Raw genomic sequence first — 24,165 nt, 5'->3', positions numbered from 1 at the left:
CCCTCCGGACCCGCCCCTCGCGGTGATCGGTCGTTACTTGACGTCCTCGTCGACCCAGTCCATCGACTTGGTGACGGCCTTGCGCCACAGGCGCAGCTGACGGTCGCGCTCGTCGCTCTCCATGGAGGGCTCCCAGCGACGGTCTTCCTGCCAGTTGGCGGACAGGTCGTCCAGGCCACTCCAGAACCCGACGGCGAGACCGGCGGCGTAGGCGGCACCGAGGGCGGTCGTCTCCGCGACGACCGGTCGGACCACCGGCACACCCAGGACATCGGCCTGGAACTGCATCAGAGCGTCGTTGGCGACCATGCCGCCGTCGACCTTGAGCTCCGTGAGGTCGACGCCGGCGTCGGCGTTCACCGCGTCGAGTACGTCGCGGGTCTGGAAGGCCACGGCCTCCAGGGCGGCGCGTGCGATGTGGTTCTTGTTCGCGTAGCGGGTGAGGCCCACGATCGCTCCACGAGCATCCGATCGCCAGTACGGTGCGAACAGGCCCGAGAACGCCGGGACGATGTACACGCCGCCGTTGTCCTCGACCTTCTCCGCCAGCTCCTCGACCTCCGGGGCCGAGGAGATGATGCCGAGCTGGTCGCGCAGCCACTGGATGAGCGATCCGGTGACGGCGATCGAACCCTCGAGCGCGTAGTGGGTCGGAGCGTCGCCGAGCTTGTAACCGACGGTGGTGAGCAGACCGTTCTTCGAGTGGACGATCTCCTCGCCGGTGTTGAAGATGAGGAAGCAGCCGGTTCCGTAGGTGTTCTTGCTCTCACCGGTCTGGAACGCCGCCTGTCCGAAGGTCGCGGCCTGCTGGTCACCCAGGATGCCGGCGATCGGCGTCTCACGCAGCAGCGAGGAGTCCTCCGCCGCACCGTACACCTCGGAAGAGGAGCGGATCTCCGGCATCATCGAGCGCGGCACGCCGAACGCCTCGAGGATGTCGTCGCGCCACTCGAGCGTCTCGAGGTCCATGAACATCGTGCGCGAGGCGTTCGTGACATCGGTCACGTGCACTCCGCCATCGACGCCGCCGGTGAGGTTCCACAGCACCCAGCTGTCGGTGGTGCCGAAGATGAGGTCCCCGGCCTCGGCCTTCGCGCGAGCGCCCTCGACGTTCTCGAGGATCCACGCGATCTTCGTGCCCGAGAAATACGTCGCCAGGGGGAGCCCCACGATCGGCTTGAAGCGCTCGACTCCGCCGTCGGCCGCGAGCCGGTCGACGATGGCCTGCGTGCGGGTGTCCTGCCAGACAATCGCGTTGTAGGCGGGCTTGCCGGTGGTCTTGTCCCAGACGACGGCCGTTTCGCGCTGATTGGTGATGCCCACCGCCGCGATGTCGTGACGGGTGAGGTCGGCGCGGCTCAGTGCGAGGCCGATGACCTCCTGCACGTTGCGCCAGATCTCCGAGGCGTCGTGCTCCACCCAGCCGGCCTTCGGCAGGATCTGCTCGTGCTCCTTCTGGCCCGTCGCGATGATGCTGCCCTTCTTGTCGAAGATGATCGCGCGGCTCGATGTGGTTCCCTGATCGATGGCGAGGATGTAGTCAGCCATGGTGTGTTCTCCTTTGAAGTGGGATTCGGGTGGCGTCAGGCTGCGAGGCCGAGGAGTGCGGGAGCGGCGAAAGCCGCGATCGCGCCACCGATGAGCGGTCCGACGACCGGCACCCACGAGTAGCTCCAGTCGCTCGAGCCCTTGCCCTTGATCGGAAGGATCGCGTGGGCGATGCGGGGCCCGAGGTCACGCGCCGGGTTGATCGCGTAGCCGGTCGGTCCACCGAGCGAGGCGCCGATGGCGACGACGAGCAGCGCGACGGGCAGCGCGGTGAGCGGTCCGAGGCCTCCGGGCACGCCGACCTCGATGTCGCCGTAGTCGGCGAATCCGAAGATCACGAACACGAGGACGAACGTACCGATGATCTCCGTGACGAGGTTCCAGCCGTAAGAGCGGATCGCGGGGCCGGTCGAGAAGACGCCGAGCTTGTTGGCGGCCTCCGGCTCCTCATCGAAGTGCTGCTTGTAGGCGAGCCAGACGACGATCGCACCGAGGATCGCACCGAGCAGTTCTGCGGCGGTGGCGACGAGGAACATCGTGAAGGTGATCTTGCCGGCGATCGCCAGACCGATACCCACGGCCGGGTTGAGGATCGCACCCGAGTACGCCGAGACGATGACACCCGCGAACACCGCGAGGCCCCATCCCCAGTTGACCATCAGGAAGCCGCCGCCGAAGCCCTTGTTCTTCGCGAGGGCGACGTTGGCGACGACACCGCATCCGAGGAGGACCAGCATCGCCGTGCCGACGAACTCCGACAGGAAATAGAGACCGAGATTGACATCAGGCATGTCTTCTTTGACCTTTCTTACGTGTCACGCCATCCCTGCCGTGACACTTCTTGGGTTACGTCGCGGGGAGGCGACGGTTCCGTCTCGTCAGCCGCGGGTGCGGGACGAGATGTCGAGGCCATGCCGCTCGTTCAGCAGCTGGCGGGTCTGTTCGAGTTCAGCATCGTGCCTCGAACGGTCCCAGTCCAGTAGCGGAGCGAGCGCGTCGGCGATCTCATCGAGAACCTCGGCATCGGCATGACCGGTGAACGCGATGCTGGTGCGACGCAGGATGACGTCCTGCAGGCGCGCGACGAGCTCGTTCTGCACCATCCACTCGAGCTCGCGCGTGGAGAGGTCGCCGCCGGCGAGCGGGGCGTCCGTTCCCTGCTCGACGTACTCCCAGACCTGTGCGGCGCGGGTGCCGTAACGGGCGAGAAGCTTCTCGGCACGGTCTCCGGCGCCGGGAAGGTTCTCCTGCATCCAGATGCGCTTCGCCTTCTCGGTGCGGGGGAAGTCGCGGCCACCGCCGATGGCGCGGCCGACGGTCGAGACCGTGCGGGTGCGGTTCAGCAGGCCGAGCACGACGTCGGAGAGCGATTCGCCGAGGGCACGGAAGGTCGTCCACTTGCCGCCGACCAGGCTCACGAGCGGGACAGCACCCTTCTCGTCGACCTCGATCCGGTAGTCGCGCGAGACGAAACCGGGCGCGGTGTCCTCGTGGCGGGGGAGCGGGCGGATGCCGGAGAACCGGTAGACGATCTGCTCGCGGTCGACCGCGATCTGCGGGAAGACGTGGTGGATCAGGTCGAAGAAGTAGTCGACCTCCTCCTCGGTGCAGACGGCGGCCTCACGGGGATCCGCATCGATGTCGGTCGTTCCGACGAGGACCTTGCCCTTGAGGGGGTAGATCAGCACGATGCGGCCGTCGGAGTGCTCGAAGAAGATCTCGCGCCCACGCGTGGCGGCGAGCAGCTCCGGGTGGTCGAGCACGATGTGCGACCCCTTGGTGCCGCCCATGAATCGCGTGTCGGTGCCGAGGGCGTCGTTGGTGAGGTCGGTCCAGGGGCCGGAGGTGTTGACGACCACGTCGGCCTTGACCGAGAACTCCGTGCCGCTCTCGCGGTCGCGCAGCACGATGTTCTCGCCGTCTCGGGCGATCGCCTCGATGTAGTTGAGTGCGTGCGCGCCGGGGTGCGCCGACCGTCCGTCCTGCAGGACATCGAGGGCGAGGCGCTCGGGGTCGTGCATAGACGCGTCGTAGTACGTGGCGGTGTACTTGATGTTCGGGTCGAGCGCGGGCAGCTCGGCCAGCGAGCGCTTGCGGCCGAGGAAGCGGTGGCGCGGAACGCTGCCGCCGTCGCGGGAGAACGTGTCGTAGATCGTCAGACCGATCTTGATCAGGAACGCTCCGCGCTCCTGAGGCTTGCCGCTTTTGTGCGTCAGGAAACGCAACGGCGCCGAGAGGATGCCCGAGAACGTCGAGTAGATCGGGATCGTCGTCTGCAGCGGCTTCACGTAATGCGGAGCGATGCGCAGGAGGCCGTTGCGCTCTTCGACGGATTCGCGCACGAGGCGGAACTCGCCGTTCTCGAGATAGCGGATGCCGCCGTGGATCATGTGGCTGGACGCCGACGATGCCCCGGAGGCGAAGTCGCCGCGTTCGACCAGCACGACATCGACGCCCTGGAGGGCGAGGTCACGGAATGTCGAAATTCCGTTGATGCCGCCGCCGATCAGCAGCACCGTCGTACGTCCGGATTCGCGGAGCGCGCGTACGTCGTCGCGCTCGGCCGATGAGTGTGTCGATTCGATCATTCTCGAGCTCGCTTCCTTGCTTGCCCCCCAGCATCGACCTCTCGTCCGCTGCGCGCAAGCCCAGTGCACATATGTGCAAGGATCGAGGGCAAGGAGGCGGTCTTGGCTGATCACAGTGCACATCCGCGTGACGGAAGGCTGGTCGCCGCGCTCACCGCGGCCCAGCTCTATTACATGCAGGACAAGACGATGGAGGTGATCGCGCGCGAGCTCGGCACTTCCCGCTCGTCGGTCTCTCGGCTTCTGAGCTACGCACGCGAGAGCGGATTGGTGGACATCCGCATCAACTCGCCGCTCGAGCGCCTCGGGATGCTCGAGCAGCGGATCCGCGATCGCCATCGGGTCGTGGCGCACGTCGTGCCCATGCCCGAGATCGTCAGCGAGGTCGAGCGTCTCGAGCGGGTGGCGTTGACCGCGGGGCGTCTGCTGTCGCAGTTCGTGGACTCCAACATGATCATCGGCGTGGCGTGGGGGTCGACCATCAGCGCGGTCAGTCGGGGTCTCACGCAGAAGGAGACGCACAACACGACATTCGTGCAGTTGAACGGCGCGGGCAACACCCAGACCAGCGGCGTCGAGTACTCGAGCGACATCCTGCAGCGCTTCGGCAGCGCCTTCGGTGCGCAGGTTCAGCAGTTCCCGGTCCCGGCGTTCTTCGACGACCCGGCGACGCGCGAGGCGATGTGGCGGGAGCGGAGCACGCGACGCGTGCTTGATCTGCAGTCCAAGATGGACATCGCCGTCTTCAGCCTCGGATCGCCCGCGGCCGAGGTGCCGAGCCGCGTGTACGTCGGCGGTTACCTCGGACGCGACGACTACCGGAGCCTGCGGGAGGACCACGCGATCGGCGACGTGGCGACCGTCTTCTTCCGAGCCGATGGCTCCTGGAAGGACATCCGCCTCAATGCGCGGGCGACCGGTCCGACGCTCGATCGCCTGCGACGCGTACCCCGACGGGTCTGCGTGGTGTCCGGCATCCCCAAGCTCGCCAGCGTCCGGGCGGCGATCGCCGCGGATCTGATCACCGATGTCGTCCTCGACGAGGGACTCGCGCGCCGTCTGGCGGAGGACTGAGGCTCAGCCTTCGTGCGTCGAGGCCTCCGGGCCGGACCGGAACTCACGGATGAGATGCTGCACGACCTCCCCGAGGTCGCCCTCCGCGGCGTCGGCCACCGCCACCTGCCGCGCATAACTGGCTCCGTCGCGCAGGATCGCACCGACGCTGGCGAACTCCCGTTCGCACCCGAGAGCTCGTGCCACGGGCCCGAGCTCGTCGAGGGTCTCAGCGAGATGGTCGCGCACGTCGCGCTGCGTGCCGGACTGGTCGACGATCACCCGCGCGTCCAGTCCGTAGCGGGCCGCGCGCCACTTGTTCTCGCGGTGGAACCACGACGGCAGGGTGGGGAGTGCGCGTCCCTCGTCGAGTTCTCGCGAAAAGTGCTCGACGAGGACCTGCACGAGTGAGGCGACGGCGGCGAGTTCGGGCAACGTCGACATCCCGTCGCAGGCGCGCACCTCGATCGTGCCCCAGCGGGGTGCGGGACGGATGTCCCATCGGACCTCCGAGGCGTCCTTCATGACGCCGGTGCGCACCATATCGTCCATGTAGGACTCGAACTGCGCCCAATCGTGCAGGGGCCAGGGGAGCCCGGCGGTCGGCAGCTGCTGGAACACCAGCGCGCGATTCGAGGCGTATCCGGTGCGCTCACCGGCCCAGAACGGACTCGACGCCGCCAGCGCCTGCAGGTGAGGGAGGTATGCGGTGAGCGCGTTGATGATCGGGAACACCTTGCGATGATCGTCGACGCCGACGTGGACGTGAATGCCCCAGATCATCATGTTGCGGCCCCACCACTGCGTACGTTCGATCAGCGTGTGGTAGCGCGTCTTGTCGGTGACCTGCTGGTCGTACCATTGCGCGAACGGGTGGCTACCGGCCGACAGCAACTCGATCCCGATCGGGTCGGTGGCCTCGCGCACCGCGGCGATCGCCCGAGCGATGTCGTCGACGGCGTGAGCGACGGAATCGCCCACCCCGCTCGTCACTTCGATCGTGTTGGTGAGGAGCTCGCCGGTGACGGTATGGCGCTCGCTGGCACTCTGTTCCTCGAGCACGGCGAGGAGCTCGGGCGCTCGTCCGGCCAGATCACCGGACGCCGGATCGGCGAGCATGATCTCCCACTCCAAGCCGACGGTGGAGCGGGCTGAAGGGGCGAACTCGAGCGTCACGTGCACATTCTGGCACGCGGCCGACGCGACACGGCACAGCCCGAGTCGTCACGTTTCGCGCCCGGGCCCGGCATCTGGCAGAATAGAAGGTCGGACGGCATGCTCGACCCTCTATCCAGCTTCCGTCCTCCTCTTTGAGCTTCCGCCGGATGTGCACCCCACTCTCCAGGCGACCAGTTCGTTTCCTTCCACACAATTCAGGAGAATCGTGGCTGTCAAGATTCGTCTCAAGCGCCTGGGCAAGATCCGTGCGCCGTACTACCGCATCGTCGTCGCCGACTCGCGCACCAAGCGCGATGGTCGCGTGATCGAGGAGATCGGCAAGTACCACCCCACCGAGGAGCCCTCGTTCATCGAGGTCGACTCCGAGCGTGCGCAGTACTGGCTCTCCGTCGGCGCGCAGCCGACCGAGCAGGTCGCCGCGATCCTCAAGATCACGGGTGACTGGGGCAAGTTCAAGGGCGATGCCGACGCGAAGTCGACCCTCAAGGTCGCCGAGCCGAAGGCCGCTTTCGAGGTCGACTCCTCGAAGAAGTCCGTCGTCAAGCCCAAGGCGGAGAAGAAGGTGGAGGCTCCCGCTGAGGAGGCTCCCGCCGCCGCCGCCGACGCGGAGGCCGCCGAGGCTCCCGCCGCCGACGCAGAGTAATCCGTCGTGCTCGCCGCCGCGCTCGAACACATCGTCAAGGGGATCGTCGATCACCCGGAGGATGTGCGTATCACCGGATCCACGTCGCCGCGAGGCGATCTCCTCGAGGTGCGTGTGCATCCCGATGACCGTGGACGCGTGATCGGGCGCGGCGGCCGCACCGCGAAGGCGCTCCGTACGCTCGTCGCCGCCCTGGCCGACGGCCGTCGCGTGCGCGTCGATGTCGCGGACGACTGACGTGGTGCCGCAGGACACCCCACAGGGCAAGAACCAGCTCCGAGTGGGGCGCCTCGTGAAGGCCCATGGCCTCAAGGGCGGGCTCAAGCTCGAGCTGTACACCGACAACCCGGAGCGTCGCTTCGTCACGGGAGCCGAGTTCACTCTGCAGGTGCCCGAGGCGTCTCCGTGGCACGGCAAGACCATCACGGTTCGCGAGTACCGGGTGATGAACGGCAATCCGGTCGCCTTCTTCGACGATGTCGACGACCGCACCGCCGCGGAAGGCCTCGTGCGGGCCATCCTCTGGATCGACCAAGACGTCGACGAGACCGAGGACGACGCATGGTTCGACCACCAGCTCGTCGGCCTCGATGTCGTTCGCGACGGCGCCGTGGTCGGTCGCGTCCAGCGCATCGAGCATTTTCCTGCGCAGGATCTCCTCATCGTCAGATCCGGCGACACGGAGATCATGGTGCCGTTCGTCTCGGCGATCGTTCCGACCGTCGATGTCCCCGCGGGACGAGTGATCGTCACCCCGCCGCCGGGGCTCTTCGAGGAGCTCCCGGATGCCGACGACGAATCAGCCGCATCCGACGACTCGGTGGCCGCCGAGGATTCCCCGGTGGCCGAGTAGCCGCTGAGAGGTCACTCCCGTGCGCATCGACGTCCTCTCCATCTTCCCGTCGTACTTCGACGGTCTCACGCTCTCCCTGCTCGGCAAGGCGCGCGACGCGGGCATCCTCGACCTGAACGTCCACGACCTCCGCGGCTGGACGTCGGACCGCCACCGCACGGTCGATGACACCCCGTATGGCGGCGGCGCCGGAATGGTCATGAAGCCGGAGCCCTGGGGGCTCGCGCTCGATGAGGTCGCCGGCGCAACCGAACGTCCGACGATCATCTTCCCGTCGCCGGCCGGTGAGGTCTTCACGCAGGCGACCGCGCGCGATCTCGCGACGCGCGAACACCTCGTCTTCGGCTGTGGCCGGTACGAGGGCATCGACGAGCGGGTCTTCGAGTACGCCGCTGCCCTCGGCGAGGTGCGTCTGATCAGTCTCGGCGACTACGTGCTCAACGGTGGCGAGGTGGCGACGATGGCGATGATCGAGGCCGTCGGACGCCTGGTGCCGGGTGTCGTCGGGAATCCCGAGAGCCTTGTGGAGGAATCGCACGAGGACGGGCTGCTGGAGTACCCCTCGTACACGAAGCCGGCGGTCTGGCGAGAGCGCGCCGTTCCGGAGGTGCTGCTCAGCGGCAACCATGCGCGCATCGCGCAGTGGCGCCGTGAGCAGCAGTTCGAGCGCACCCGTGCGCGTCGACCCGACCTGCTCGTCGACGACGCCGACTGAGGGGGCGGTGAAGCTCGATCCTTTCGGTGATAGCGTCCGAGGATGGTGGATCGAACGCTCGCGGATTCCTTTCAGACCATCGGGGTGGAGTACGACCGCTATCGACCGGGTTTTCCGGATGCCGCCGCCGACCTGATCCTGCCGGAGCAGGTCGGTACCGCGCTGGATCTCGCTGCCGGAACCGGCAAGTTCACCGAACTCCTGGTCGGTCGCGCGACCTACGTCCAGGCGGTCGAGCCGTCCGAGCCGATGCTCGACGTGCTGCGGGCGAAGCTGGTCGATGTGGCCGCGCATCTCGGCACGGCCGAGAGCATCCCCCTCTCTGATGCCTCGGTCGACGCGGTCACGGTGGCGCAGGCGTTCCATTGGTTCGAGCCCGAGGCGGCGTGCGCGGAGATCGCTCGCGTCCTCGCGCCCGGCGGCGTCCTCGGGCTGGTCTGGAACCACTCCGATCCCACCTGCGCCTGGGACCGCGCTGCGCACCGCATCGCTCATCCGGCTGTGGGGGAGAACGACCAGACGACCGGGAGCGCCGCCGAGGATCTTCCCGGTTTCGAGTTCGACTCGCGTGCGGTGGTCGCATGGTCCGAAGAGATCACCCGCGACGACTACCTGCGCCGGTGGGGCACCGTCAGCAGCCTCCTCGTCGCCGACGGCCGAACGAAGGCCGCGATGCTCGCGGCGATCGACAGAGTCCTCGACGAAGACCCTGACACGAGTGGGCAGACGGAGCTGGAACTCCCGCAGCTCACCGAGGTCTACAGATACCGCCGAATCGCGTAACCGCCGGGAATGCTCAGTCGACCCCGAGGAACGATCGGTCGGTCAGCACGATGGGGCCTTCCGCGGTGATCGCGACGGTGTGCTCCGAGTGCGCGCCGCGCGAACCATCGGCGCTGCGCAGAGTCCAGCCGTCGGGGTCGGTCACCAGCTCGTCGGTCGTCGCGAGGAACCAGGGCTCGAGCGCGAGCACGAGTCCGTCCCGGAGCGGGAATCCGCGGCCGGCGCGACCGTCGTTCGCCACATGGGGATCACCGTGCATTGTGCGTCCCACTCCGTGCCCGCCGAAGTCGGTGTTGATCGAGTACCCCTCGCGATGGGCGACGGCCGCGATGGACGCCGAGATGTCGCCGATCCGGTTGCCGACGACGGCCGCGGCGATCGCGGCATCCAATGCGCGCTCGGTCGTGTCGATCAACCGGAGGTCCTCGTCGCGCGGGGCGCCGACCACGAACGACACGGCGGAGTCGGCCACCCACCCGTCTACGGATACGGCGAAGTCGAGCGAGACGAGGTCGCCGTCGCGCAACGTGTAGTCATGGGGGAGGCCGTGAAGCACTGCGTCGTTCACCGAAGTGCAGATGACCTTCCCGAAGGGGCTCGCACCGAAGGAGGGGTGGTAGTCGATATAGCAGGACTCTGCACCGCGCTGACGGATCAGGTCATGGGCGCGACGATCGATGGCGAGGAGGTTGGTCCCGACCTTCGTATCGGCGCGCAATGTGGCCAGTGTCTCCGCGACGAAGCGGCCGGCGGCGCGCATCTCGTCGATCTCGGCAGGGGTGCGCAGTTCGATCATTCGGGGGAGTCCTCTCGTCCTCGTCCATTCTCCCCGATCCGGGCGGATGCGGCTTTCCCGCGCTCAGAGCGAACAGCCCTGCGAGGCGCCGCCCATCGGCATACCATCGGAGCATGTGGTTGCGACGGGCGTTCTTCCGCTGGCTCCTGCCGGCGGCCTTCCTCCTGCCCCTGTGGCTCCTCGTCGGATGGGGCGTGTTCCAGGGAGGATGGGCCATCCTCTGGGTGCTTTTCATCGCGATTCCCTCGGTGTTCCTCGGGCAGCTCCTGCTCACGCTCCTCACCCGCTCGCGCCCGTCGGTGCGCACCGACCGTGCCGTGTCGTGGTGGGACGTGGCAGGGTTCACACTCTGGCACGGACTCACCATCGCGGTCGGATGTTTCATCCCCAGGGCCTTCCCGTGGTTGCTGACCGCCGCGGTGATCGTCGGCCTCGCCCTCGTCTGGTTGCAGGGCTGGCAGCTCTGGAAGGAGGCGAAGGAGAACGGAGCGCGGTTCCGCGAGACGATCGCCTGGTCCTCGTTCCCGGCATCCGACGACTCGGCGCCGGAGCCCCGCCCGCGCGAGGTCATCATCGTGCAGGAGAAGGACCCGCTCGCCTGAGACGCGTGTTTTGGCGGCTGCGTTCATTCATGGCAGAATGGATGTTTGTGCCGTGACCGGTTCTGCCTCAGGGGAACCCGCGGATGCTTCGGCCCCGTACGGTGCACACCCATTCTTGTTCCTTCCACCATGCATGCGACCTGAGGCGAGTGCAGAAAGAGACGATCATGCAGATCCTCGACGCCGTAGACGCGGCCTCCCTCCGTTCGGACATTCCGGACTTCTTCCCCGGTGACACCGTCAAGGTGCACGTCAACATCACCGAGGGCAGCCGCTCGCGTATCCAGGTCTTCCAGGGTGTCGTCATCGGCCGCTCGGGCGACGGCGTGCGTGAGACCTTCACGGTCCGCAAGATCAGCTTCCAGGTCGGCGTCGAGCGTACTTTCCCGGTGCACTCGCCGGTGATCGACCACATCGAGGTCGTCACCCGCGGTGACGTCCGTCGCGCGAAGCTCTACTACCTGCGCCAGCTGCGTGGCAAGAAGGCGAAGATCAAGGAGAAGCGCGACCGCTGAGTCGTCGCATCTCCACAGCACCCCAGGACACGATGTCCTGGGGTGCTGTGTTTTCTCCGCCGTATGCGAACCTTGTTACTGCCGCTCGATGGCACGCACGACTGACGAAGGAAGCCGATGACCTCTGAACCCTCCGCCGCGCCCGCCACGGGCACGAGGCGGCGCCGTGGACTTCTGGTCTTCCTGCGCGACGTGCTCATCATCATTCTGATCGCCGCGCTCGTATCGTTCGTGGTGAAGACCTTCATCGTCCGCTCGTTCTACATCCCGTCGGCATCCATGGAGCGAACGCTCATGGTCAACGACCGGATCCTCGTCGATGAGCTCACACCTCGGTGGACGGGGTACGAGCGCGGTGACGTGGTCGTCTTCCAGGACCCGGGCGGATGGCTCGGCGATCAGCCGCAGCCGCCGGCATCCCCGCCGCTCGTGCAGGCGATCGACGGCGTGCTGACATTCATCGGCATCTCCGCCTCCGATTCGCAGGACCATCTCGTCAAGCGCATCATCGGTCTCCCCGGCGATCATGTGGTGTGCTGCAATGCGCTCGGTCAGATCACGATCAACGGTGCTCCGATCGACGAGCTCGACTACCTGAACCTCCCCGACGGCAACACCGCGGCCTCGAACGAGCCTTTCGACGTCGTCGTGCCCGAGGACTCACTGTGGCTCCTCGGCGACAATCGCACTCGATCGCGGGACTCGAGAGCGCATCAGGAGCTTCCCAGTGGTGGTTTCGTCCCCCTGTCGAACGTCGTGGGGAAGGCCTTCCTGACGACCTGGCCCTTCGGTCGGATCGGTGCGATAGACGGACACCACCAGGCCTTCGACAGCGTTCCGGACGACGAATGACGGTGGTTTCCCCGACCCTCGCGCTCGAGCGGCGCATCCTCGGCGACTGTTCCCTGATCATCTCGCTCGACGAGGTCGGTCGCGGAGCGCTCGCAGGACCGGTAGCGGTGGGTGCGGCGGTGATGGATGCCGCCGGCGCGCGACGCCGTGTGCCCGAGGGGCTCCGCGACTCCAAGCTCGTCACCGAGCGACGTCGGCCCGACGTCGCGGAGCGGGCGACGGCGTGGGTGCGCGCCTCGTCGGTCGGATGGGCGAGCGCCGCGGAGGTCGACGAGGTCGGCATCATCCGGGCGTTGGGTCTGGCCGCCTCGCGTGCAGTCGATGCCGTCGTCGCGCAGGGAACGTCGACCGTGGGCGCGGTCGTGCTGCTCGATGGCAACCATGACTATCTCTCGGCCGTGCATCATTCCGCACTCGACGTGCGCCCCGTGATCAAGGGCGATCGGGACTGCGCATCGGTCTCGGCCGCATCCGTGATCGCGAAGGTCGCTCGTGACGCGCACATGGCCGAAATGCATGCCGAGTACCCCCAGTACCAGTGGGATCGCAACAAGGGATATGCCAGCACCGAGCACCGAGACGCGATCCGCACGCTCGGTCTCTCCCCGCTGCATCGCGCCTCGTGGGCGATCACCGATGCTCCCGCTCTGTTCTGAGCGCCGGGTGCGGTGCCGCACGTGGGCCATTGCGACCCTAGGATGGAAGCACCATGGATGAGGAAGCCTTCGACGACTACGACCGCGAGCTCGAGCTCGCGCTGTTCCGCGAGTACCGAGACGTCGTCTCGCAGTTCCAGTACGTCGTCGAGACCGAGCGTCGGTTCTACCTGGCGAACGATGTCAACGTCGTGCGGCGCGACACCGAGCACGACTTCTACTTCGAGATCTCGATGAGCGATGTGTGGGTGTGGGACATCTACCGCGCCGATCGATTCGTGAAGGCCGTGCGTGTGCTGACCTTCAAGGACGTCAACGTCGAGGAGCTGCAGCGTCGGGAGTTCGAAATTCCCCAGGAACTCTCGCTCGACGGCGAGTAAATCGAAAACCGCACCTCTCCTGCACGACTGACCTCTGAGCGCCGGCTTTTCGCCGTGCGGTGGATGTCCGGAGAACGCCCCGCTCCGCAGGCGCCCCGATCGGCATGCTGGCGGAATGGCAGCGAAGGATGACCTCGGCAGAGCCGGGGAAGAACGGGCGGCGCGACATCTCGTCGGCGCCGGGTACACACTCCTGGAGCGCAATTGGCGTTGCGCGCAAGGTGAGATCGACATCGTGGCGCTCCAGGGCGAGGATCTCGTCTTCGTCGAGGTGAAGACGCGTCGGACGATCGGGTACGGTCATCCGTTCGAAGCGATCGACGCACGCAAGAAGCGGCGGATGTGGGGGCTCGCCCATGCATGGGCCGTCGCGCACCCCTCTGAAGCGCGGGGGCGTCGCATCCGCCTCGACGTGGTGGGGATCGTGGGTCCTGACCCGGCGGCCGGGTCGCTCGAGCACGTGGCGGATCTCGTATGAGCACCACGCGCACCTGGGCGGTCGCCATCACCGGAGTTGACGGGCACATGGTCGAGGTCGAGGCGGACCTGTCGAACCAGACGCCGGACTTCAAGATCATCGGACTCCCCGACAAGTCGCTCGGCGAGGCGGTGCAACGCGTGCACAACGCCTGCAAGAACTCCGGACTCGACCTGCCGCGGCGGAGGATGACGGTGAACCTGTCGCCGGCCAGCCTCCCGAAGCACGGATCGGGCTTCGATCTCGCGGTCGCCGTCGCCACGCTCGCTGCGGGGGATGCGATCTCACCGCGATCGATCCGCAGCACCGTGCACATCGGCGAGCTCGGTCTCGACGGTCGTGTCCGGCCGGTGGCCGGAGTTCTCCCCGCCGTGTTCGCGGCGGCGAGGGCAGGGTTCGAGCGGGTGATCGTGCCGCAGGCCAACACCGCCGAAGCACGATTGGTGACCGGGATCGAGGTGCGCGGGGCCAGCTCGCTCGCGGAGGTGGCGGTGTGGCACGGGGCCGACGTCGAGATCCCCGATACTCCCGTCGGGGAGACCCCGACGGGAGGAGAGGAGCTGAGCGAGTCGCTGGACCTCGCGGACATCGTGGGTCAGGAGTCGGCGGTCGAAGCGCTCGTGGTCGCCGCAGCGGGCGGACATCACATGCTCCTCAGCGGTCCCCCCGGCGCCGGCAAGACGATGCTCGCGCGACGTCTGCCCGGAATCCTCCCACCGCTCACCGAAGGCGAAGCCCTCGAGGTCGCCTCGATCCGCTCGTTGATGGGGGACCGGGTGGTCTCCCTCGACCGGACTCCTCCGATCGAGGCACCGCATCACAGCGCATCCGTCGCCGCGCTGGTCGGCGGCGGATCGCGGGGCGCACGCCCCGGTGCGATCGTGCGCGCGCACCGCGGCGTGCTGTTCCTCGACGAGGCAGCCGAGTTCACCAGGGTGGCTCTGGACGCGCTTCGCCAGCCGCTGGAGTCCGGCGCGATCGAGGTCATCCGCTCGGGGTTCACCGCACGGTTCCCCGCGCGCTTCCAACTCCTGCTCGCGACGAATCCCTGTCCGTGCGGCAACTATGGAGTGCGGGGCGCGGAATGCACATGTCCGGCGCAGGCGATCAGGCGATATGCGACCCGTCTCTCCGGGCCGCTGCGCGACCGTGTCGACATCGAACTGCGTGTCGCGCGCGTGGCCGCTGCGCGCGCGACGGCGGGTGGCCGCGCCGAGCTCTCCACGGCGGACGCTCGACGACGCGTCGCCGATGCGCGGGGCCGTGCGGCCGCGAGATGGACGGGAACGCCGTGGTCGCGGAACGCCGACATCCCCGGCACGTGGCTCCGGCAGGGCGAGTTCCGACTGGACGCCGCGGATCGCGAGCCGCTCGATCGCGCACTCGAGCGGGGAGCGCTGACCCTGCGCGGCTACGACAGAGTGTTGCGGCTGGCGTGGACGATGGCCGACCTCGCCGGACTCGAACGTCCTCGACAGGACGAGGTCGGTCGGGCATTGCTGCTCAAGAGAGGGATGACGCCGTGACTCGCGCGATGATCGACGACCCGGAGGTCGCACGCGCAGCGTCCGCCCTGCGATCCGGTGAGACCGGACCGTCGACGGAGGCGATCGCCCGCGCGGCCTGGTCGGTGCTCGCGGAACCGGGCGACGGTGTCGCGGGCGCGCTCATCCGTGAACTCGGTGCCGTCGCTGCCCTGGAGCTGGCACTCGACGCGCCGAGTGTGGCGGATGGCCGAGTGGAGGGCTCCGTACGGGCGCGTCGAGCGTTGGCGGAAGGGAGGGCGCGCTGGCAGCCGCGTGCGCAGACCCGAGCGTTGGTCGACGCGTTGTGCGGTGCGCACCAGGTCGGTGCACGCCTGGTGATCCCCGGCGACCCGGAGTGGCCGGGATCGCTGGACGACCTGGGGGACCACGCGCCCCCGGCCCTGTGGGTCCGCGGTGACACCCGACTGCTGACGGCGACCCCGCGGGTGGCCATCGTCGGTGCCCGCGCCGCGACCGGGTACGGGGAGCACGTGGCCGCCGAGATCGCCGGGGATCTGGCTGCGGGTGGCGCCACGGTCGTCTCGGGTGGCGCATACGGCATCGACGGCGTCGCACATCGGGCGGCTCTCGGAGTGGGTGGACCGACCATCGCGTTCCTCGCAGGCGGTGTGGATCGCGCCTACCCCTCCGGGCATCAGGAGCTCTTCACGCGAATCGTCGCGCACGGAGCGGTCGTCAGCGAGTTGCCGTGCGGTGCCGCACCGACGAAGTGGCGCTTCCTGGCGCGCAACCGCCTGATCGCGGCACTGAGTCAGGCGACCATCGTCATCGAAGCAGGGTGGCGGAGTGGATCCCTCAACACGGCGGGCCATGCGGCGGCGCTGGGGAGACCACTCGGAGCCGTCCCTGGCCCGGTGACCTCAGCGGCCTCAGCCGGGTGCCATCGCCTTCTCCGAGAGTACGACGCGCGCTGTGTGACCAGCGCGGCAGAGGTCCGCGAACTCTGGGGCGACGACGCGCGGGAGGCGTCGGCCTCCCGCCCCACGGATCCCGATCACACCCGATTGCTCGACGCGCTGGGGTCGCGAAGGCCTCTCGACGCCATGGAGATCTGTCGGCGCAGCGGTCTCGACCCCGACCGGGTGCGAGCGCTGCTCGGTCTGCTCGAACTGGAGGGCGTCCTGAAACGGTCGGATGCGGGATGGGTGCGCGCGGCGACCCGGTGATCGGTCGGCGACGGCGAGGTGCGATCGCCTGCACCGGCATGCGGTGCATGCTGGAGCCATGCAGCTCGCCGCCGCCGTTCAGGCCTTCACGGAGTACCTCGAGCGGGTGCGCCGGCTATCGGCGGCCACCGTGCGCGCCTACCGCTCGGACCTGCGTGATCTGACGGCGTCGGCAGGAGACATCGCGATCGACGATGTCGATCTCGACGTGCTCCGAGACTGGTTGTGGAATGCGACTCAGCGAGGAGACGCGCGGTCGACATTGGCGCGCCGCGCCGCCGCCGCACGATCGCTCTTCGCCTGGGCGACCGAGCACGAGATCATCGCGCACGATCCGAGCCTGCGCCTGATCGCTCCGAAGCGCGGTCGCAGCCTGCCGGTCGTCGCCTCGAAAGACGCGATGAGTTCGCTTCTGGAGCAGCACCGCATCCGCGCCAACGCGGGATCAGACCCGATCGCTCTTCGAGACCATGCGATCCTCGAGACGCTCTACGGCGCGGGCATCCGCGTCTCCGAGCTCTGCGGACTCGACATCGACGATCTCGACGTCGATCGCCGCACCGCTCGCGTGCTCGGCAAAGGCGCCAAGGAGCGCGTCGTGCCCTTCGGGGTGCCGGCCCGTGAGGCGTTGAACGCGTACCTGCGGCGCGCGCGGCCGGCGCTCGTCGCCCGGAGTGATGCTGCCGGCCCCGCCGTCTTCCTCGGCAGCCGTGGGGGCCGCATCGGGCCGCGCGCGGTCTACTCACTGGTAGCGGACGTGCTCGGACCCCTCGTGGGGACGACGACGGTCGGTCCGCATGCACTCCGACACACGGCGGCGACTCATCTCCTCGACGGCGGCGCCGACCTGCGCGCCGTGCAGGAGATCCTCGGCCACGCCAGCCTCGGGACCACGCAGATCTACACGCATGTCTCCGCCGAGCGGCTGAGCGCCACCTACCGACTCGCGCACCCGCGCGCCTGAGCGGTCGTCACGAACCGGCGCAGCACGGCAGAAGGATTGCTCTGGGCGGTGTGCCGAACAGCAGGAGCGGATTGAGGTACACACCGTCGAGACGCACACCCACGTGCAGCGTCCCGACCACGCTGTGCCCACCCTGCGCGACGACCCCCACGACGTCTCCCGCTGTGACGGTATCGCCGGGACTCAGGGATGAATCGAGCGGCTCGAAGGTCGACACGTATCCGGAGCCGTGGTCGATCGTGAGCAGCGGACGGTCGACGACGGTTCCCCGGAAGGCCACGATGCCGTCCGCGGGTGCTCGCACCTCCTGTTCCACGACGCCGGCGATGTCGATGCCGCGATGGCCGGCCCCATAGGCGTGAGCGGGTGCTCGGTACGGCGCTGTCACGGATCGGGGCCCGTCGATGGGCCAGCGCCAGGCGGCCTCGTTCTCCGACGAGTCCGGCTGGACGGAGGAGCCGGCCCCACCGGCGGCGATCGCAGGATTGGACCCACCGACTGCGAGAGCGACGAGGAGAGCGGCGATCAGAACGATGCCTCGGGGCGTGGTCATCCCGAGAGTCTGCGGGTCGCTGCGGCGACCGAGGTGCAGGGGCGAGTTCCCGGCCCGGAGGCGGGGGAGAAGTGCTCGACGGTGTCGTCTGTGGAGAGCAGGACCGGTGGTCGTTGTCCTGTATGCTGGACGGGCACCTCGAAATCGGGGTGACTACGCGTGCCCAGAGCGACTCCGGTCGTGGCATCCACTCCCACAGGTCCTTCCTCGGAAGGCGGGTGTGCGCCGGGCACCAGGAAGTCCGATCGAACGATCGGCGAAAACCTCAACGGCGCACCGCGCCAGAACAAGGAGACGACCATGGCTGTGGTCACCATCCGCCAGCTGCTCGACAGCGGCGTGCACTTCGGACACCAGACCCGTCGGTGGAACCCGAAGGTGAAGCGCTTCATCCTCACCGAGCGCAGCGGCATCCACATCATCGACCTGCAGCAGTCGCTCGGCTACATCGACAAGGCCTACGACTTCGTCAAGGAGACCGTCGCCCACGGCGGCACGATCCTCTTCGTCGGCACCAAGAAGCAGGCACAGGAGATCCTCGCCGAGCAGGCCACCCGCGTCGGCCAGCCGTTCGTCAACCAGCGCTGGCTCGGTGGGCTCCTCACGAACTTCCAGACGATCTCCAAGCGCCTCGCGCGTATGAAGGAGCTCGAGGAACTCGACTACGAGACCCCTGCGAACAGCGGCTTCACGAAGAAGGAGCTCCTGCTCAAGAAGCGCGAGCTCGACAAGCTGCACAAGTCGCTCGGTGGAATCCGCAACCTCACCAAGACGCCGTCGGCCATCTGGGTCGTCGACGCCAAGCGCGAGCACCTCGCGATCGATGAGGCCAAGAAGCTCGGCATCCCCGTGATCGGTATCCTCGACACGAACGCCGACCCGGACGACTTCCAGTACCCGATCCCCGGCAACGATGACGCGATCCGTTCGGTCTCGCTGCTGACGCGTATCATCGCCGACGCCGCGGCCGAGGGCCTGCAGCAGAAGCACAACCCCGAGACGGGTGACGCCGAGCCGCTCGCCGACTGGGAGCGCGAGCTCCTCGAGGCTCCGGTGCAGGAGTCCGCCGACGCCGCCGCCGTCGAGACCGCTGCCGACGAGGCCGCAGTCGTCGAGACGCCCGCTGCCGACGAGACCGCTGCCGACGCGGCCGGTGCCGAGGCTCACGACGAGGCGATCGCCGCCGCTTCCGGTGAGGAGACCGCTGAGGTCGCCGCCGCCGAGGCCGCAGACGCCAAGTAATCCCGCGACCACCACACACATCACGAAGCAAGGAGCCACCACACATGGCCAACTTCACCATCGCTGACCTCAAGGCGCTGCGTGAGCAGCTCGGTACGGGAATGGTCGACACCAAGAAGGCGCTCGAGGAGGCCGACGGAGACGTCGAGAAGGCCACCGAGATCCTGCGTCTCAAGGGTGCGAAGGGCAACGCGAAGCGCGCTGACCGCTCGACCAGCGAGGGACTCGTCGTCGCTCGCGAGCAGGCCGGTGCCGTGACGCTGATCGAGCTCGCGTGCGAGACCGACTTCGTCGCCAAGAACGACCGCTTCATCGCGTTGGCCGACAAGGTCGCCGACGCTGCCGCAGCGGTCAAGGCCGACTCGGTCGAGGCAGCCCTTGCTGCCGACGCGGCGGGTCAGTCCGTCGAGCAGCTGATCTCGGAAGAGGCTGCGATCATCGGCGAGAAGGTCGAGCTTCGTCGCGTGCGCACGATCGCCGGCGACAACGTCGAGGTCTACCTGCACCGCACGAGCAAGGACCTGCCGCCGCAGATCGGTGTCGTCGTCGCCTATTCGGGTGACGACGCGGACACCGCTCGCAGCATCGCGCAGCACATCTCGTTCGCCAACCCGTCGTACCTCTCCCGTGAGGACGTTCCGGCTGATGCCGTCGAGAAGGAGCGGGAGATCGTCACCGAGATCTCGCGCAACGAGGGAAAGCCCGAAGCGGCTCTGCCCAAGATCGTCGAAGGCCGCGTCTCCGCGTTCATCAAGCAGGTCGCCCTGCTGGAGCAGGACTACGCCAAGGACAACAAGCTCTCCGTCGCCCAGGTGGCGAAGGACGCCGGTATCACCGTGACGGACTTCGCGCGCTTCAAGGTCGGCGCTTAGCAGAGTCGAAGGGGTTCGGATCGGTGAGATCCGAACCCCTTCTTCATGCCCAGAAGGCACTATCTTGAATCGGGACGAGAGGACAACACCCATGACCGAACGCACCGGACGCCGCCGCGTCCTTCTCAAGCTGTCCGGAGAGGCATTCGGCGCCGGTCAGCTGGGTGTCAACCCGGATGTCGTCGGCCAGATCGCACGGGACATCGCCGCAGCGGTCGACCGCGTCGAGGTCGCCATCGTCGTGGGTGGGGGCAACTTCTTCCGCGGTGCCGAACTGAGCCAGCGCGGCATGGACCGCGGGCGCGCCGACTACATGGGCATGCTCGGAACCGTGATGAACGCGCTCGCGCTGCAGGACTTCCTCGAGCAGGCCGGGGCGGCGACGCGTGTGCAGTCCGCGATCTCCATGACGCAGGTCGCCGAGCCCTACATCCCTCGCCGGGCGGAGCGCCACCTCGAGAAGGGCCGTGTCGTGATCTTCGGCGCGGGTGCCGGCCTCCCGTACTTCTCGACCGACACGGTCGCCGCTCAGCGCGCACTCGAGATCGGCGCCGAGGAGGTCCTCGTCGCGAAGAACGGCGTCGACGCCATCTATACGGCAGACCCCAACAAGCACGCGGATGCCGAGCGCATCGAGCGAGTCACCTACAGCGACGCGCTGCAGCGGGGCCTGAAGGTCGTCGATTCGACCGCGTTCAGCCTGTGCATGGACAACAACATGAACATGCGCGTCTTCGGCATGGAGCCCGCGGGCAACGTGACGCGCGCCCTCCTCGGGGAGCCGATCGGTACCCTGGTCACGACCTGAGTGTGTGACGCGGCGGAGAAGGCTTCGCCCGATAGAATTTGCAGAACACCCCGACGATAGGAGTCACCGTGATCGCGGACGTCCTCGCTGAAACCACCACCCGCATGGACCGGGCGGTCGAAGCTGCCAAGGAGGACTTCTCCACGGTGCGCACCGGTCGCGCAAATCCCCAGCTCTTCCAGAAGGTCCTCGTCGACTACTACGGAACGCCGACCCCGATCGGCCAGCTGGCCTCGATGGTCAACCAGGAGGCGCGCACCCTCGTCATCACGCCGTATGACAAGTCGGCGCTCAAGGCGATCGAGCAGGCCATCCGCGACATGCCGAATCTCGGGGCGAACCCGACGAACGACGGCAATCTGGTGCGCGTGACGATGCCGGAGCTCACCGCCGACCGTCGCAAGGAGTACGTCAAGCTCGTCAAGTCGAAGGGCGAGGACGCGAAGGTCCACGTCCGCGGCATCCGCCGTAAGGCGAAGGACGACCTCGATGCGCTCAAGAGCGAGGTCGGTGAAGACGAGATCGCGCGTGGCGAGAAGGAGCTCGATGCTCTCACCCGCCAGCACGTCGACCTCATCGACGACGCGCTCAAGCGCAAAGAGGCAGAACTCCTCGAGGTGTGAGGACGGATGTCTGACACGCGAGATTCCGAGGACGGTGCGCCGCTGACCCGCCGTGAGGCGCGAGACGCGACGACGCCGGACTCGGGCATCCCGTTGGCGGACGAGGCCTTTCCCGGCTTCGACGCCTCGCTCGTCCCGCCCCGGCCCCCTCTCCCGGAAGGGCCGGCTGCGGTGATTCCCGACATGATCGACACGGCGGACCACAATGCGATCCGTGAACAGTGGCGCGCGAAGCGCGACGAGTTCGGCAGTCACGTCTCGCATGCCCGGGATCAGATCGACCAGGCCAACGAGCGGATCAAGCAGCGCACGGGTCGCGACCTCGTGCTCGCGATCCTCATCGGCCTCGCGTTCGGAGCGGCCCTTCTCGGTTCCCTCCTGTTCATCAAGGTGCTCTTCGTCCCGTTCGCCCTGGCCGCTGCCCTGCTCGGGGTCTATGAGCTCGCGCGGGCGCTCCGGGCGTCGGGGCGCCGCATCGACGTGGTCCCGCAGCTGGTCGCTGCCGCCGCGCTCGTGCTCTCCGGCTATTTCGCAGATATCTGGCTGTGCTGGATCGTGCTTTTCCTCGCCGTGGCGTTCGTCGTCGTGTGGAGGCTCATCGCGCAGATGTTCGCCCAGGACGGCCGCACCTACGGTGATGTACTCGCGGATGCCGTCATCGGCGGTTTCGTGCAGGTCTACGTTCCGTTCCTCGCAGCCGTCGCGCTGATCCTGCTCGGGCAGGAGGGCGGCCAGTGGTGGGTGCTCGGCTTCATCGCCATCGCGGTCGCGGCCGACACCGGCGCCTATGCGGCCGGCCTCGCCTTCGGGCGGCATCCGATGGCTCCGAGGATCAGCCCCAAGAAGACCTGGGAAGGGTTCGCCGGAGCGGTCGTCGCCTCGCTGACCGCGGGTGTGCTGCTCGCGATCTATCTGCTCGAACTGCCGTGGTGGGGTGGGCTCGTGTTCGGTGCCGCCATCCTGCTGTCGGCGACGCTCGGCGATCTCGGCGAGTCGATGCTCAAGCGCGATCTCGGAATCAAGGACATGAGCTCCTGGCTACCGGGACACGGCGGTCTGCTCGATCGGCTCGACAGCATCCTGCCGTCCACGGTCCCCGCCCTCTGCCTCTACCTCCTCCTCTCTCCCTGGGTGGTGCTGTCATGAACGACCAGAAGACCGAAGAGCAACAGCCCTCCCGCGCGGCCTTCGCCGTCACCACCGGGCGCGTCAAGGGCTATCACCCCGCGGCGGTCGACACCTTTCTCGCTTCGGCTCGCGCAGCGTTCGAACACGGGGGAGACCTCGGCGCGGCCGATGTGCGCACAGCCTCGTTCCCGCTCGTGAAGGGTGGCTACGTGGTGGGTGACGTCGACGCAGCCCTGAGCCGCGTCGAGGACGCTTTCGCGGCGCGAGAGCGTGACCGTGCCGTGCGATCCGAGGGCGCCGGCGTCTGGGTCGAGCAGGCACGCGACGAGGCTCAGGTGATCCTCGACCACCTCGCGCGACCGCGCCGCCATCGTTTCGCCCGCACGGGTGCGCTCACCTTCGGATACCGCGTCGACGAGGTCGACCACGTGGCGACGCGCATCGTGCGCTACCTTCGCGACGGTGACGCGTTGAGTGCGGAACAGCTGCGGTCGGCGGCTTTCCGTATGCAGCGCGGCGGTTACCGCGAGGAGCAGGTGGACGCCCTGATCGACGCGACGATCGACGTGATCCTCGCCGTCCGCTGACCTTCTCATGGCCGTCCCAGGCAGTCTTGCGTAGACTGTCGACCATCGTGAACTCCCGAAACGACATGACACCCGCACGACGTGACGCCTCGCCGGTACCGGTGGCGACGGCGAATTCCGCGCATCGTGGTACTCGTCGATGGTCGCGTCGCCGCGGAGTGGTCGCAGCGTTCGCGTCGCTCGCCGTCGTCGGTTTCGCGGCCGCGATGGTCGCACCGACCGCCGTCGCCCTCGCGGATCCGCCCGAGCAGGAGACGCCGGACAGCGCCTACTCCGTCGCACTCGAAGACACCCAGAATCTGACCGTCACGGTCGAGGGTGCCGAGATCGCTCCGGTCGAGCGCGGGTCCTTCGAGGTCTACGTGACGCCGAAGCCGACGCCCACGCCCACGCCGACGACGGCCTCCGACTCGAACTCGGGAGCGACGGCCCCCGCGGCCCCGCTCTTCTACACAGGTGGCGGAGCCCCGGCGGACTGGATGGCTGCCGCCGGCATCGCCGAAGGCGACTGGGGCTACGTCGATTACGTCGTGTCGCGCGAGAGCGGTTGGAACCCGAACGCCACCAACAGCAGTTCGGGTGCCTGCGGCCTCGTGCAGGCCCTGCCCTGCAGCAAGGTACCGGGCAACGGCTACGATCCGGTCGACAACCTGCGCTGGGCGAGCGGTTACGCGACGGGGCGTTACGGCAGCTGGGCCGGCGCCTACAACTTCTGGATCAACAACCACTGGTGGTGAGCAGGCACGATGCCCCGCTCCCGCAGGCGGCCTCCTCCGCGATCTGAGGCCGACGAGTCCTTCGAACGCCTCCTCGCGGGGTGGAAGCGCACCGAGACCCGTCGCGGTGCGGAGTGGACCGTGCAGCCCGTATCGGCGATCCAGGCTCAGAAGGCCTACGTATGCCCCGGGTGCTCCCGCACGATCGAACCGGGTACCGCCCATCTCGTGGCTTGGCGGGCCGATGGAGTGCTCGGCGATGCCGCTGACCTCGCCGCGCGCAGGCACTGGCACACACACTGTTGGAGGCAATCGTGA

Annotated in this window: 29 protein-coding genes; 23 read left to right on the top strand and 6 right to left on the bottom strand. The window is 67.8% G+C overall.

The genetic code is table 11. From position 1 onward, the window contains the following. Window positions 1–33: 33 nt before the first annotated feature. The 3 genes from glpK to ACIPVN_RS02995 all read right to left on the bottom strand — a co-directional run bounded on the left by glpK (window position 34) and on the right by ACIPVN_RS02995 (window position 4,136). Window positions 34–1,548, bottom strand: a complete 1,515-nt coding sequence (gene glpK, locus ACIPVN_RS03005) for a glycerol kinase GlpK (protein WP_400439249.1) — start codon at window positions 1,546–1,548, stop codon at window positions 34–36. Window positions 1,549–1,583: 35 nt separating this feature from the next. Beyond that, entirely contained in the window at window positions 1,584–2,339 is a 756-nt protein-coding gene (locus ACIPVN_RS03000) for an MIP/aquaporin family protein (RefSeq protein WP_247622605.1), read from the bottom strand. Between the two features lie 87 nt (window positions 2,340–2,426). Beyond that, a complete protein-coding gene (locus ACIPVN_RS02995; RefSeq protein WP_400439244.1) occupies window positions 2,427–4,136 on the bottom strand; it encodes a glycerol-3-phosphate dehydrogenase/oxidase in 1,710 nt (569 codons plus the stop codon). A gap of 102 nt (window positions 4,137–4,238) precedes the next feature. Here ACIPVN_RS02995 and ACIPVN_RS02990 point away from each other — a divergent pair, with 102 nt between their 5' ends. Next, window positions 4,239–5,210: a sugar-binding transcriptional regulator gene (locus tag ACIPVN_RS02990; RefSeq protein WP_400439241.1), complete on the top strand. Its 972-nt coding sequence runs from the start codon at window positions 4,239–4,241 to the stop codon at window positions 5,208–5,210. 3 nt (window positions 5,211–5,213) lie between these two features. Here the strand turns inward: ACIPVN_RS02990 and ACIPVN_RS02985 are convergent, their stop codons facing one another. Further along, entirely contained in the window at window positions 5,214–6,365 is a 1,152-nt protein-coding gene (locus ACIPVN_RS02985; protein WP_400439238.1) for a glutamate--cysteine ligase, read from the bottom strand. 208 nt (window positions 6,366–6,573) lie between these two features. Here ACIPVN_RS02985 and rpsP point away from each other — a divergent pair, with 208 nt between their 5' ends. From rpsP to ACIPVN_RS02960, 5 genes are read left to right on the top strand one after another with little or no spacing between them, the layout of a single operon-like run. Continuing rightward, a complete protein-coding gene (gene rpsP, locus ACIPVN_RS02980; RefSeq protein ID WP_400439235.1) occupies window positions 6,574–7,011 on the top strand; it encodes a 30S ribosomal protein S16 in 438 nt (145 codons plus the stop codon). Between the two features lie 6 nt (window positions 7,012–7,017). After that, a complete protein-coding gene (locus tag ACIPVN_RS02975; RefSeq protein ID WP_400439232.1) occupies window positions 7,018–7,248 on the top strand; it encodes an RNA-binding protein in 231 nt (76 codons plus the stop codon). Further along, entirely contained in the window at window positions 7,232–7,864 is a 633-nt protein-coding gene (gene rimM / locus ACIPVN_RS02970) for a ribosome maturation factor RimM (protein ID WP_400439229.1), read from the top strand. Before ACIPVN_RS02975 ends, rimM begins: the two co-directional genes overlap by 17 nt. Before the next feature lie 19 nt (window positions 7,865–7,883). Then, complete coding sequence (trmD, locus tag ACIPVN_RS02965) at window positions 7,884–8,579, top strand: tRNA (guanosine(37)-N1)-methyltransferase TrmD (protein ID WP_400439226.1); 696 nt, start codon at window positions 7,884–7,886, stop codon at window positions 8,577–8,579. Between the two features lie 42 nt (window positions 8,580–8,621). After that, entirely contained in the window at window positions 8,622–9,362 is a 741-nt protein-coding gene (locus ACIPVN_RS02960) for a class I SAM-dependent methyltransferase (protein WP_400439223.1), read from the top strand. Between the two features lie 13 nt (window positions 9,363–9,375). On the opposite strand, the gene map is transcribed toward ACIPVN_RS02960, so the two are convergent. Then, window positions 9,376–10,158, bottom strand: a complete 783-nt coding sequence (gene map, locus ACIPVN_RS02955) for a type I methionyl aminopeptidase (protein ID WP_400439221.1) — start codon at window positions 10,156–10,158, stop codon at window positions 9,376–9,378. A gap of 113 nt (window positions 10,159–10,271) precedes the next feature. On the opposite strand from map, the gene ACIPVN_RS02950 reads away from it, so the two are divergent. From ACIPVN_RS02950 to ACIPVN_RS02910, 9 genes are all read left to right on the top strand, one after another. Next, complete coding sequence (locus ACIPVN_RS02950) at window positions 10,272–10,760, top strand: MFS transporter permease (protein ID WP_400439219.1); 489 nt, start codon at window positions 10,272–10,274, stop codon at window positions 10,758–10,760. Between the two features lie 167 nt (window positions 10,761–10,927). After that, window positions 10,928–11,275, top strand: a complete 348-nt coding sequence (gene rplS / locus ACIPVN_RS02945) for a 50S ribosomal protein L19 (protein ID WP_247622595.1) — start codon at window positions 10,928–10,930, stop codon at window positions 11,273–11,275. Between the two features lie 117 nt (window positions 11,276–11,392). Next, the gene (gene lepB / locus ACIPVN_RS02940; protein ID WP_400439216.1) at window positions 11,393–12,127 is read left to right on the top strand and encodes a signal peptidase I; all 735 of its coding nucleotides are present in this window, start codon (window positions 11,393–11,395) and stop codon (window positions 12,125–12,127) included. Further along, a complete protein-coding gene (locus ACIPVN_RS02935) occupies window positions 12,124–12,783 on the top strand; it encodes a ribonuclease HII (protein ID WP_400439213.1) in 660 nt (219 codons plus the stop codon). The genes lepB and ACIPVN_RS02935 overlap by 4 nt, the downstream gene beginning before the upstream one ends. A 53-nt stretch (window positions 12,784–12,836) precedes the next feature. Beyond that, window positions 12,837–13,163 (top strand): DUF2469 family protein, encoded by a 327-nt coding sequence (locus ACIPVN_RS02930; RefSeq protein ID WP_400439210.1) that lies wholly within the window; start codon window positions 12,837–12,839, stop codon window positions 13,161–13,163. 115 nt (window positions 13,164–13,278) lie between these two features. Further along, window positions 13,279–13,641 carry a YraN family protein gene (locus tag ACIPVN_RS02925; RefSeq protein ID WP_400439206.1) on the top strand — a complete coding sequence of 121 codons (363 nt, stop codon included), beginning with the start codon at window positions 13,279–13,281 and terminating at the stop codon, window positions 13,639–13,641. Then, window positions 13,638–15,167: a YifB family Mg chelatase-like AAA ATPase gene (locus ACIPVN_RS02920; RefSeq protein ID WP_400439203.1), complete on the top strand. Its 1,530-nt coding sequence runs from the start codon at window positions 13,638–13,640 to the stop codon at window positions 15,165–15,167. The genes ACIPVN_RS02925 and ACIPVN_RS02920 overlap by 4 nt, the downstream gene beginning before the upstream one ends. A gap of 8 nt (window positions 15,168–15,175) precedes the next feature. After that, window positions 15,176–16,354 (top strand): DNA-processing protein DprA, encoded by a 1,179-nt coding sequence (gene dprA, locus ACIPVN_RS02915; protein ID WP_400443293.1) that lies wholly within the window; start codon window positions 15,176–15,178, stop codon window positions 16,352–16,354. A 58-nt stretch (window positions 16,355–16,412) separates the two neighbouring features. Beyond that, window positions 16,413–17,318, top strand: a complete 906-nt coding sequence (locus ACIPVN_RS02910; protein WP_400439200.1) for a tyrosine-type recombinase/integrase — start codon at window positions 16,413–16,415, stop codon at window positions 17,316–17,318. 7 nt (window positions 17,319–17,325) lie between these two features. On the opposite strand, the gene ACIPVN_RS02905 is transcribed toward ACIPVN_RS02910, so the two are convergent. Continuing rightward, window positions 17,326–17,871: a murein hydrolase activator EnvC family protein gene (locus tag ACIPVN_RS02905; RefSeq protein WP_400439198.1), complete on the bottom strand. Its 546-nt coding sequence runs from the start codon at window positions 17,869–17,871 to the stop codon at window positions 17,326–17,328. Window positions 17,872–18,171: 300 nt separating this feature from the next. Here ACIPVN_RS02905 and rpsB point away from each other — a divergent pair, with 300 nt between their 5' ends. The 8 genes from rpsB (at window position 18,172) to ACIPVN_RS02865 (ending at window position 24,165) form a co-directional block, all read left to right on the top strand. Continuing rightward, window positions 18,172–19,113 carry a 30S ribosomal protein S2 gene (gene rpsB, locus ACIPVN_RS02900; RefSeq protein ID WP_400439196.1) on the top strand — a complete coding sequence of 314 codons (942 nt, stop codon included), beginning with the start codon at window positions 18,172–18,174 and terminating at the stop codon, window positions 19,111–19,113. A gap of 44 nt (window positions 19,114–19,157) precedes the next feature. Then, window positions 19,158–19,985 (top strand): translation elongation factor Ts, encoded by an 828-nt coding sequence (gene tsf, locus ACIPVN_RS02895; RefSeq protein ID WP_247622585.1) that lies wholly within the window; start codon window positions 19,158–19,160, stop codon window positions 19,983–19,985. A 91-nt stretch (window positions 19,986–20,076) separates the two neighbouring features. Next, window positions 20,077–20,793 carry a UMP kinase gene (pyrH, locus tag ACIPVN_RS02890; protein WP_247622584.1) on the top strand — a complete coding sequence of 239 codons (717 nt, stop codon included), beginning with the start codon at window positions 20,077–20,079 and terminating at the stop codon, window positions 20,791–20,793. A gap of 68 nt (window positions 20,794–20,861) precedes the next feature. Then, window positions 20,862–21,416: a ribosome recycling factor gene (gene frr, locus ACIPVN_RS02885; RefSeq protein ID WP_247622583.1), complete on the top strand. Its 555-nt coding sequence runs from the start codon at window positions 20,862–20,864 to the stop codon at window positions 21,414–21,416. 6 nt (window positions 21,417–21,422) lie between these two features. Next, the gene (locus tag ACIPVN_RS02880) at window positions 21,423–22,562 is read left to right on the top strand and encodes a phosphatidate cytidylyltransferase (RefSeq protein ID WP_400439192.1); all 1,140 of its coding nucleotides are present in this window, start codon (window positions 21,423–21,425) and stop codon (window positions 22,560–22,562) included. After that, window positions 22,559–23,131 (top strand): DivIVA domain-containing protein, encoded by a 573-nt coding sequence (locus ACIPVN_RS02875; protein WP_400439189.1) that lies wholly within the window; start codon window positions 22,559–22,561, stop codon window positions 23,129–23,131. The genes ACIPVN_RS02880 and ACIPVN_RS02875 overlap by 4 nt, the downstream gene beginning before the upstream one ends. A gap of 47 nt (window positions 23,132–23,178) precedes the next feature. After that, window positions 23,179–23,868, top strand: a complete 690-nt coding sequence (locus ACIPVN_RS02870) for a transglycosylase SLT domain-containing protein (RefSeq protein ID WP_400439187.1) — start codon at window positions 23,179–23,181, stop codon at window positions 23,866–23,868. 9 nt (window positions 23,869–23,877) lie between these two features. Then, complete coding sequence (locus ACIPVN_RS02865; protein WP_400439184.1) at window positions 23,878–24,165, top strand: hypothetical protein; 288 nt, start codon at window positions 23,878–23,880, stop codon at window positions 24,163–24,165.

It is taken from the genome of Microbacterium sp. NPDC090003, assembly GCF_044748385.1.
In the GTDB taxonomy this organism is placed as follows: Bacteria; Actinomycetota; Actinomycetes; order Actinomycetales; family Microbacteriaceae; genus Microbacterium.
This window is presented reverse-complemented; position numbering and strand designations above follow the sequence as displayed.

Coding starts and splice junctions, on each gene's coding strand:
- ACIPVN_RS02930 (WP_400439210.1), top strand. CDS start 12,837: ATGGATGAGGAAGCCTTCGACGACTACGACCGCGAGCTCGAGCTCGCG.
- ACIPVN_RS02960 (WP_400439223.1), top strand. CDS start 8,622: ATGGTGGATCGAACGCTCGCGGATTCCTTTCAGACCATCGGGGTGGAG.
- rplS (WP_247622595.1), top strand. CDS start 10,928: ATGCAGATCCTCGACGCCGTAGACGCGGCCTCCCTCCGTTCGGACATT.
- glpK (WP_400439249.1), bottom strand. CDS start 1,548: ATGGCTGACTACATCCTCGCCATCGATCAGGGAACCACATCGAGCCGC.
- lepB (WP_400439216.1), top strand. CDS start 11,393: ATGACCTCTGAACCCTCCGCCGCGCCCGCCACGGGCACGAGGCGGCGC.
- pyrH (WP_247622584.1), top strand. CDS start 20,077: ATGACCGAACGCACCGGACGCCGCCGCGTCCTTCTCAAGCTGTCCGGA.
- ACIPVN_RS02950 (WP_400439219.1), top strand. CDS start 10,272: ATGTGGTTGCGACGGGCGTTCTTCCGCTGGCTCCTGCCGGCGGCCTTC.
- ACIPVN_RS02905 (WP_400439198.1), bottom strand. CDS start 17,871: ATGACCACGCCCCGAGGCATCGTTCTGATCGCCGCTCTCCTCGTCGCT.
- ACIPVN_RS02910 (WP_400439200.1), top strand. CDS start 16,413: ATGCAGCTCGCCGCCGCCGTTCAGGCCTTCACGGAGTACCTCGAGCGG.
- ACIPVN_RS02995 (WP_400439244.1), bottom strand. CDS start 4,136: ATGATCGAATCGACACACTCATCGGCCGAGCGCGACGACGTACGCGCG.
- rpsB (WP_400439196.1), top strand. CDS start 18,172: ATGGCTGTGGTCACCATCCGCCAGCTGCTCGACAGCGGCGTGCACTTC.
- map (WP_400439221.1), bottom strand. CDS start 10,158: ATGATCGAACTGCGCACCCCTGCCGAGATCGACGAGATGCGCGCCGCC.
- ACIPVN_RS02865 (WP_400439184.1), top strand. CDS start 23,878: ATGCCCCGCTCCCGCAGGCGGCCTCCTCCGCGATCTGAGGCCGACGAG.
- ACIPVN_RS02935 (WP_400439213.1), top strand. CDS start 12,124: ATGACGGTGGTTTCCCCGACCCTCGCGCTCGAGCGGCGCATCCTCGGC.
- rimM (WP_400439229.1), top strand. CDS start 7,232: ATGTCGCGGACGACTGACGTGGTGCCGCAGGACACCCCACAGGGCAAG.
- ACIPVN_RS02925 (WP_400439206.1), top strand. CDS start 13,279: ATGGCAGCGAAGGATGACCTCGGCAGAGCCGGGGAAGAACGGGCGGCG.
- ACIPVN_RS02920 (WP_400439203.1), top strand. CDS start 13,638: ATGAGCACCACGCGCACCTGGGCGGTCGCCATCACCGGAGTTGACGGG.
- tsf (WP_247622585.1), top strand. CDS start 19,158: ATGGCCAACTTCACCATCGCTGACCTCAAGGCGCTGCGTGAGCAGCTC.
- ACIPVN_RS02880 (WP_400439192.1), top strand. CDS start 21,423: ATGTCTGACACGCGAGATTCCGAGGACGGTGCGCCGCTGACCCGCCGT.
- ACIPVN_RS02875 (WP_400439189.1), top strand. CDS start 22,559: ATGAACGACCAGAAGACCGAAGAGCAACAGCCCTCCCGCGCGGCCTTC.
- dprA (WP_400443293.1), top strand. CDS start 15,176: ATGATCGACGACCCGGAGGTCGCACGCGCAGCGTCCGCCCTGCGATCC.
- ACIPVN_RS03000 (WP_247622605.1), bottom strand. CDS start 2,339: ATGCCTGATGTCAATCTCGGTCTCTATTTCCTGTCGGAGTTCGTCGGC.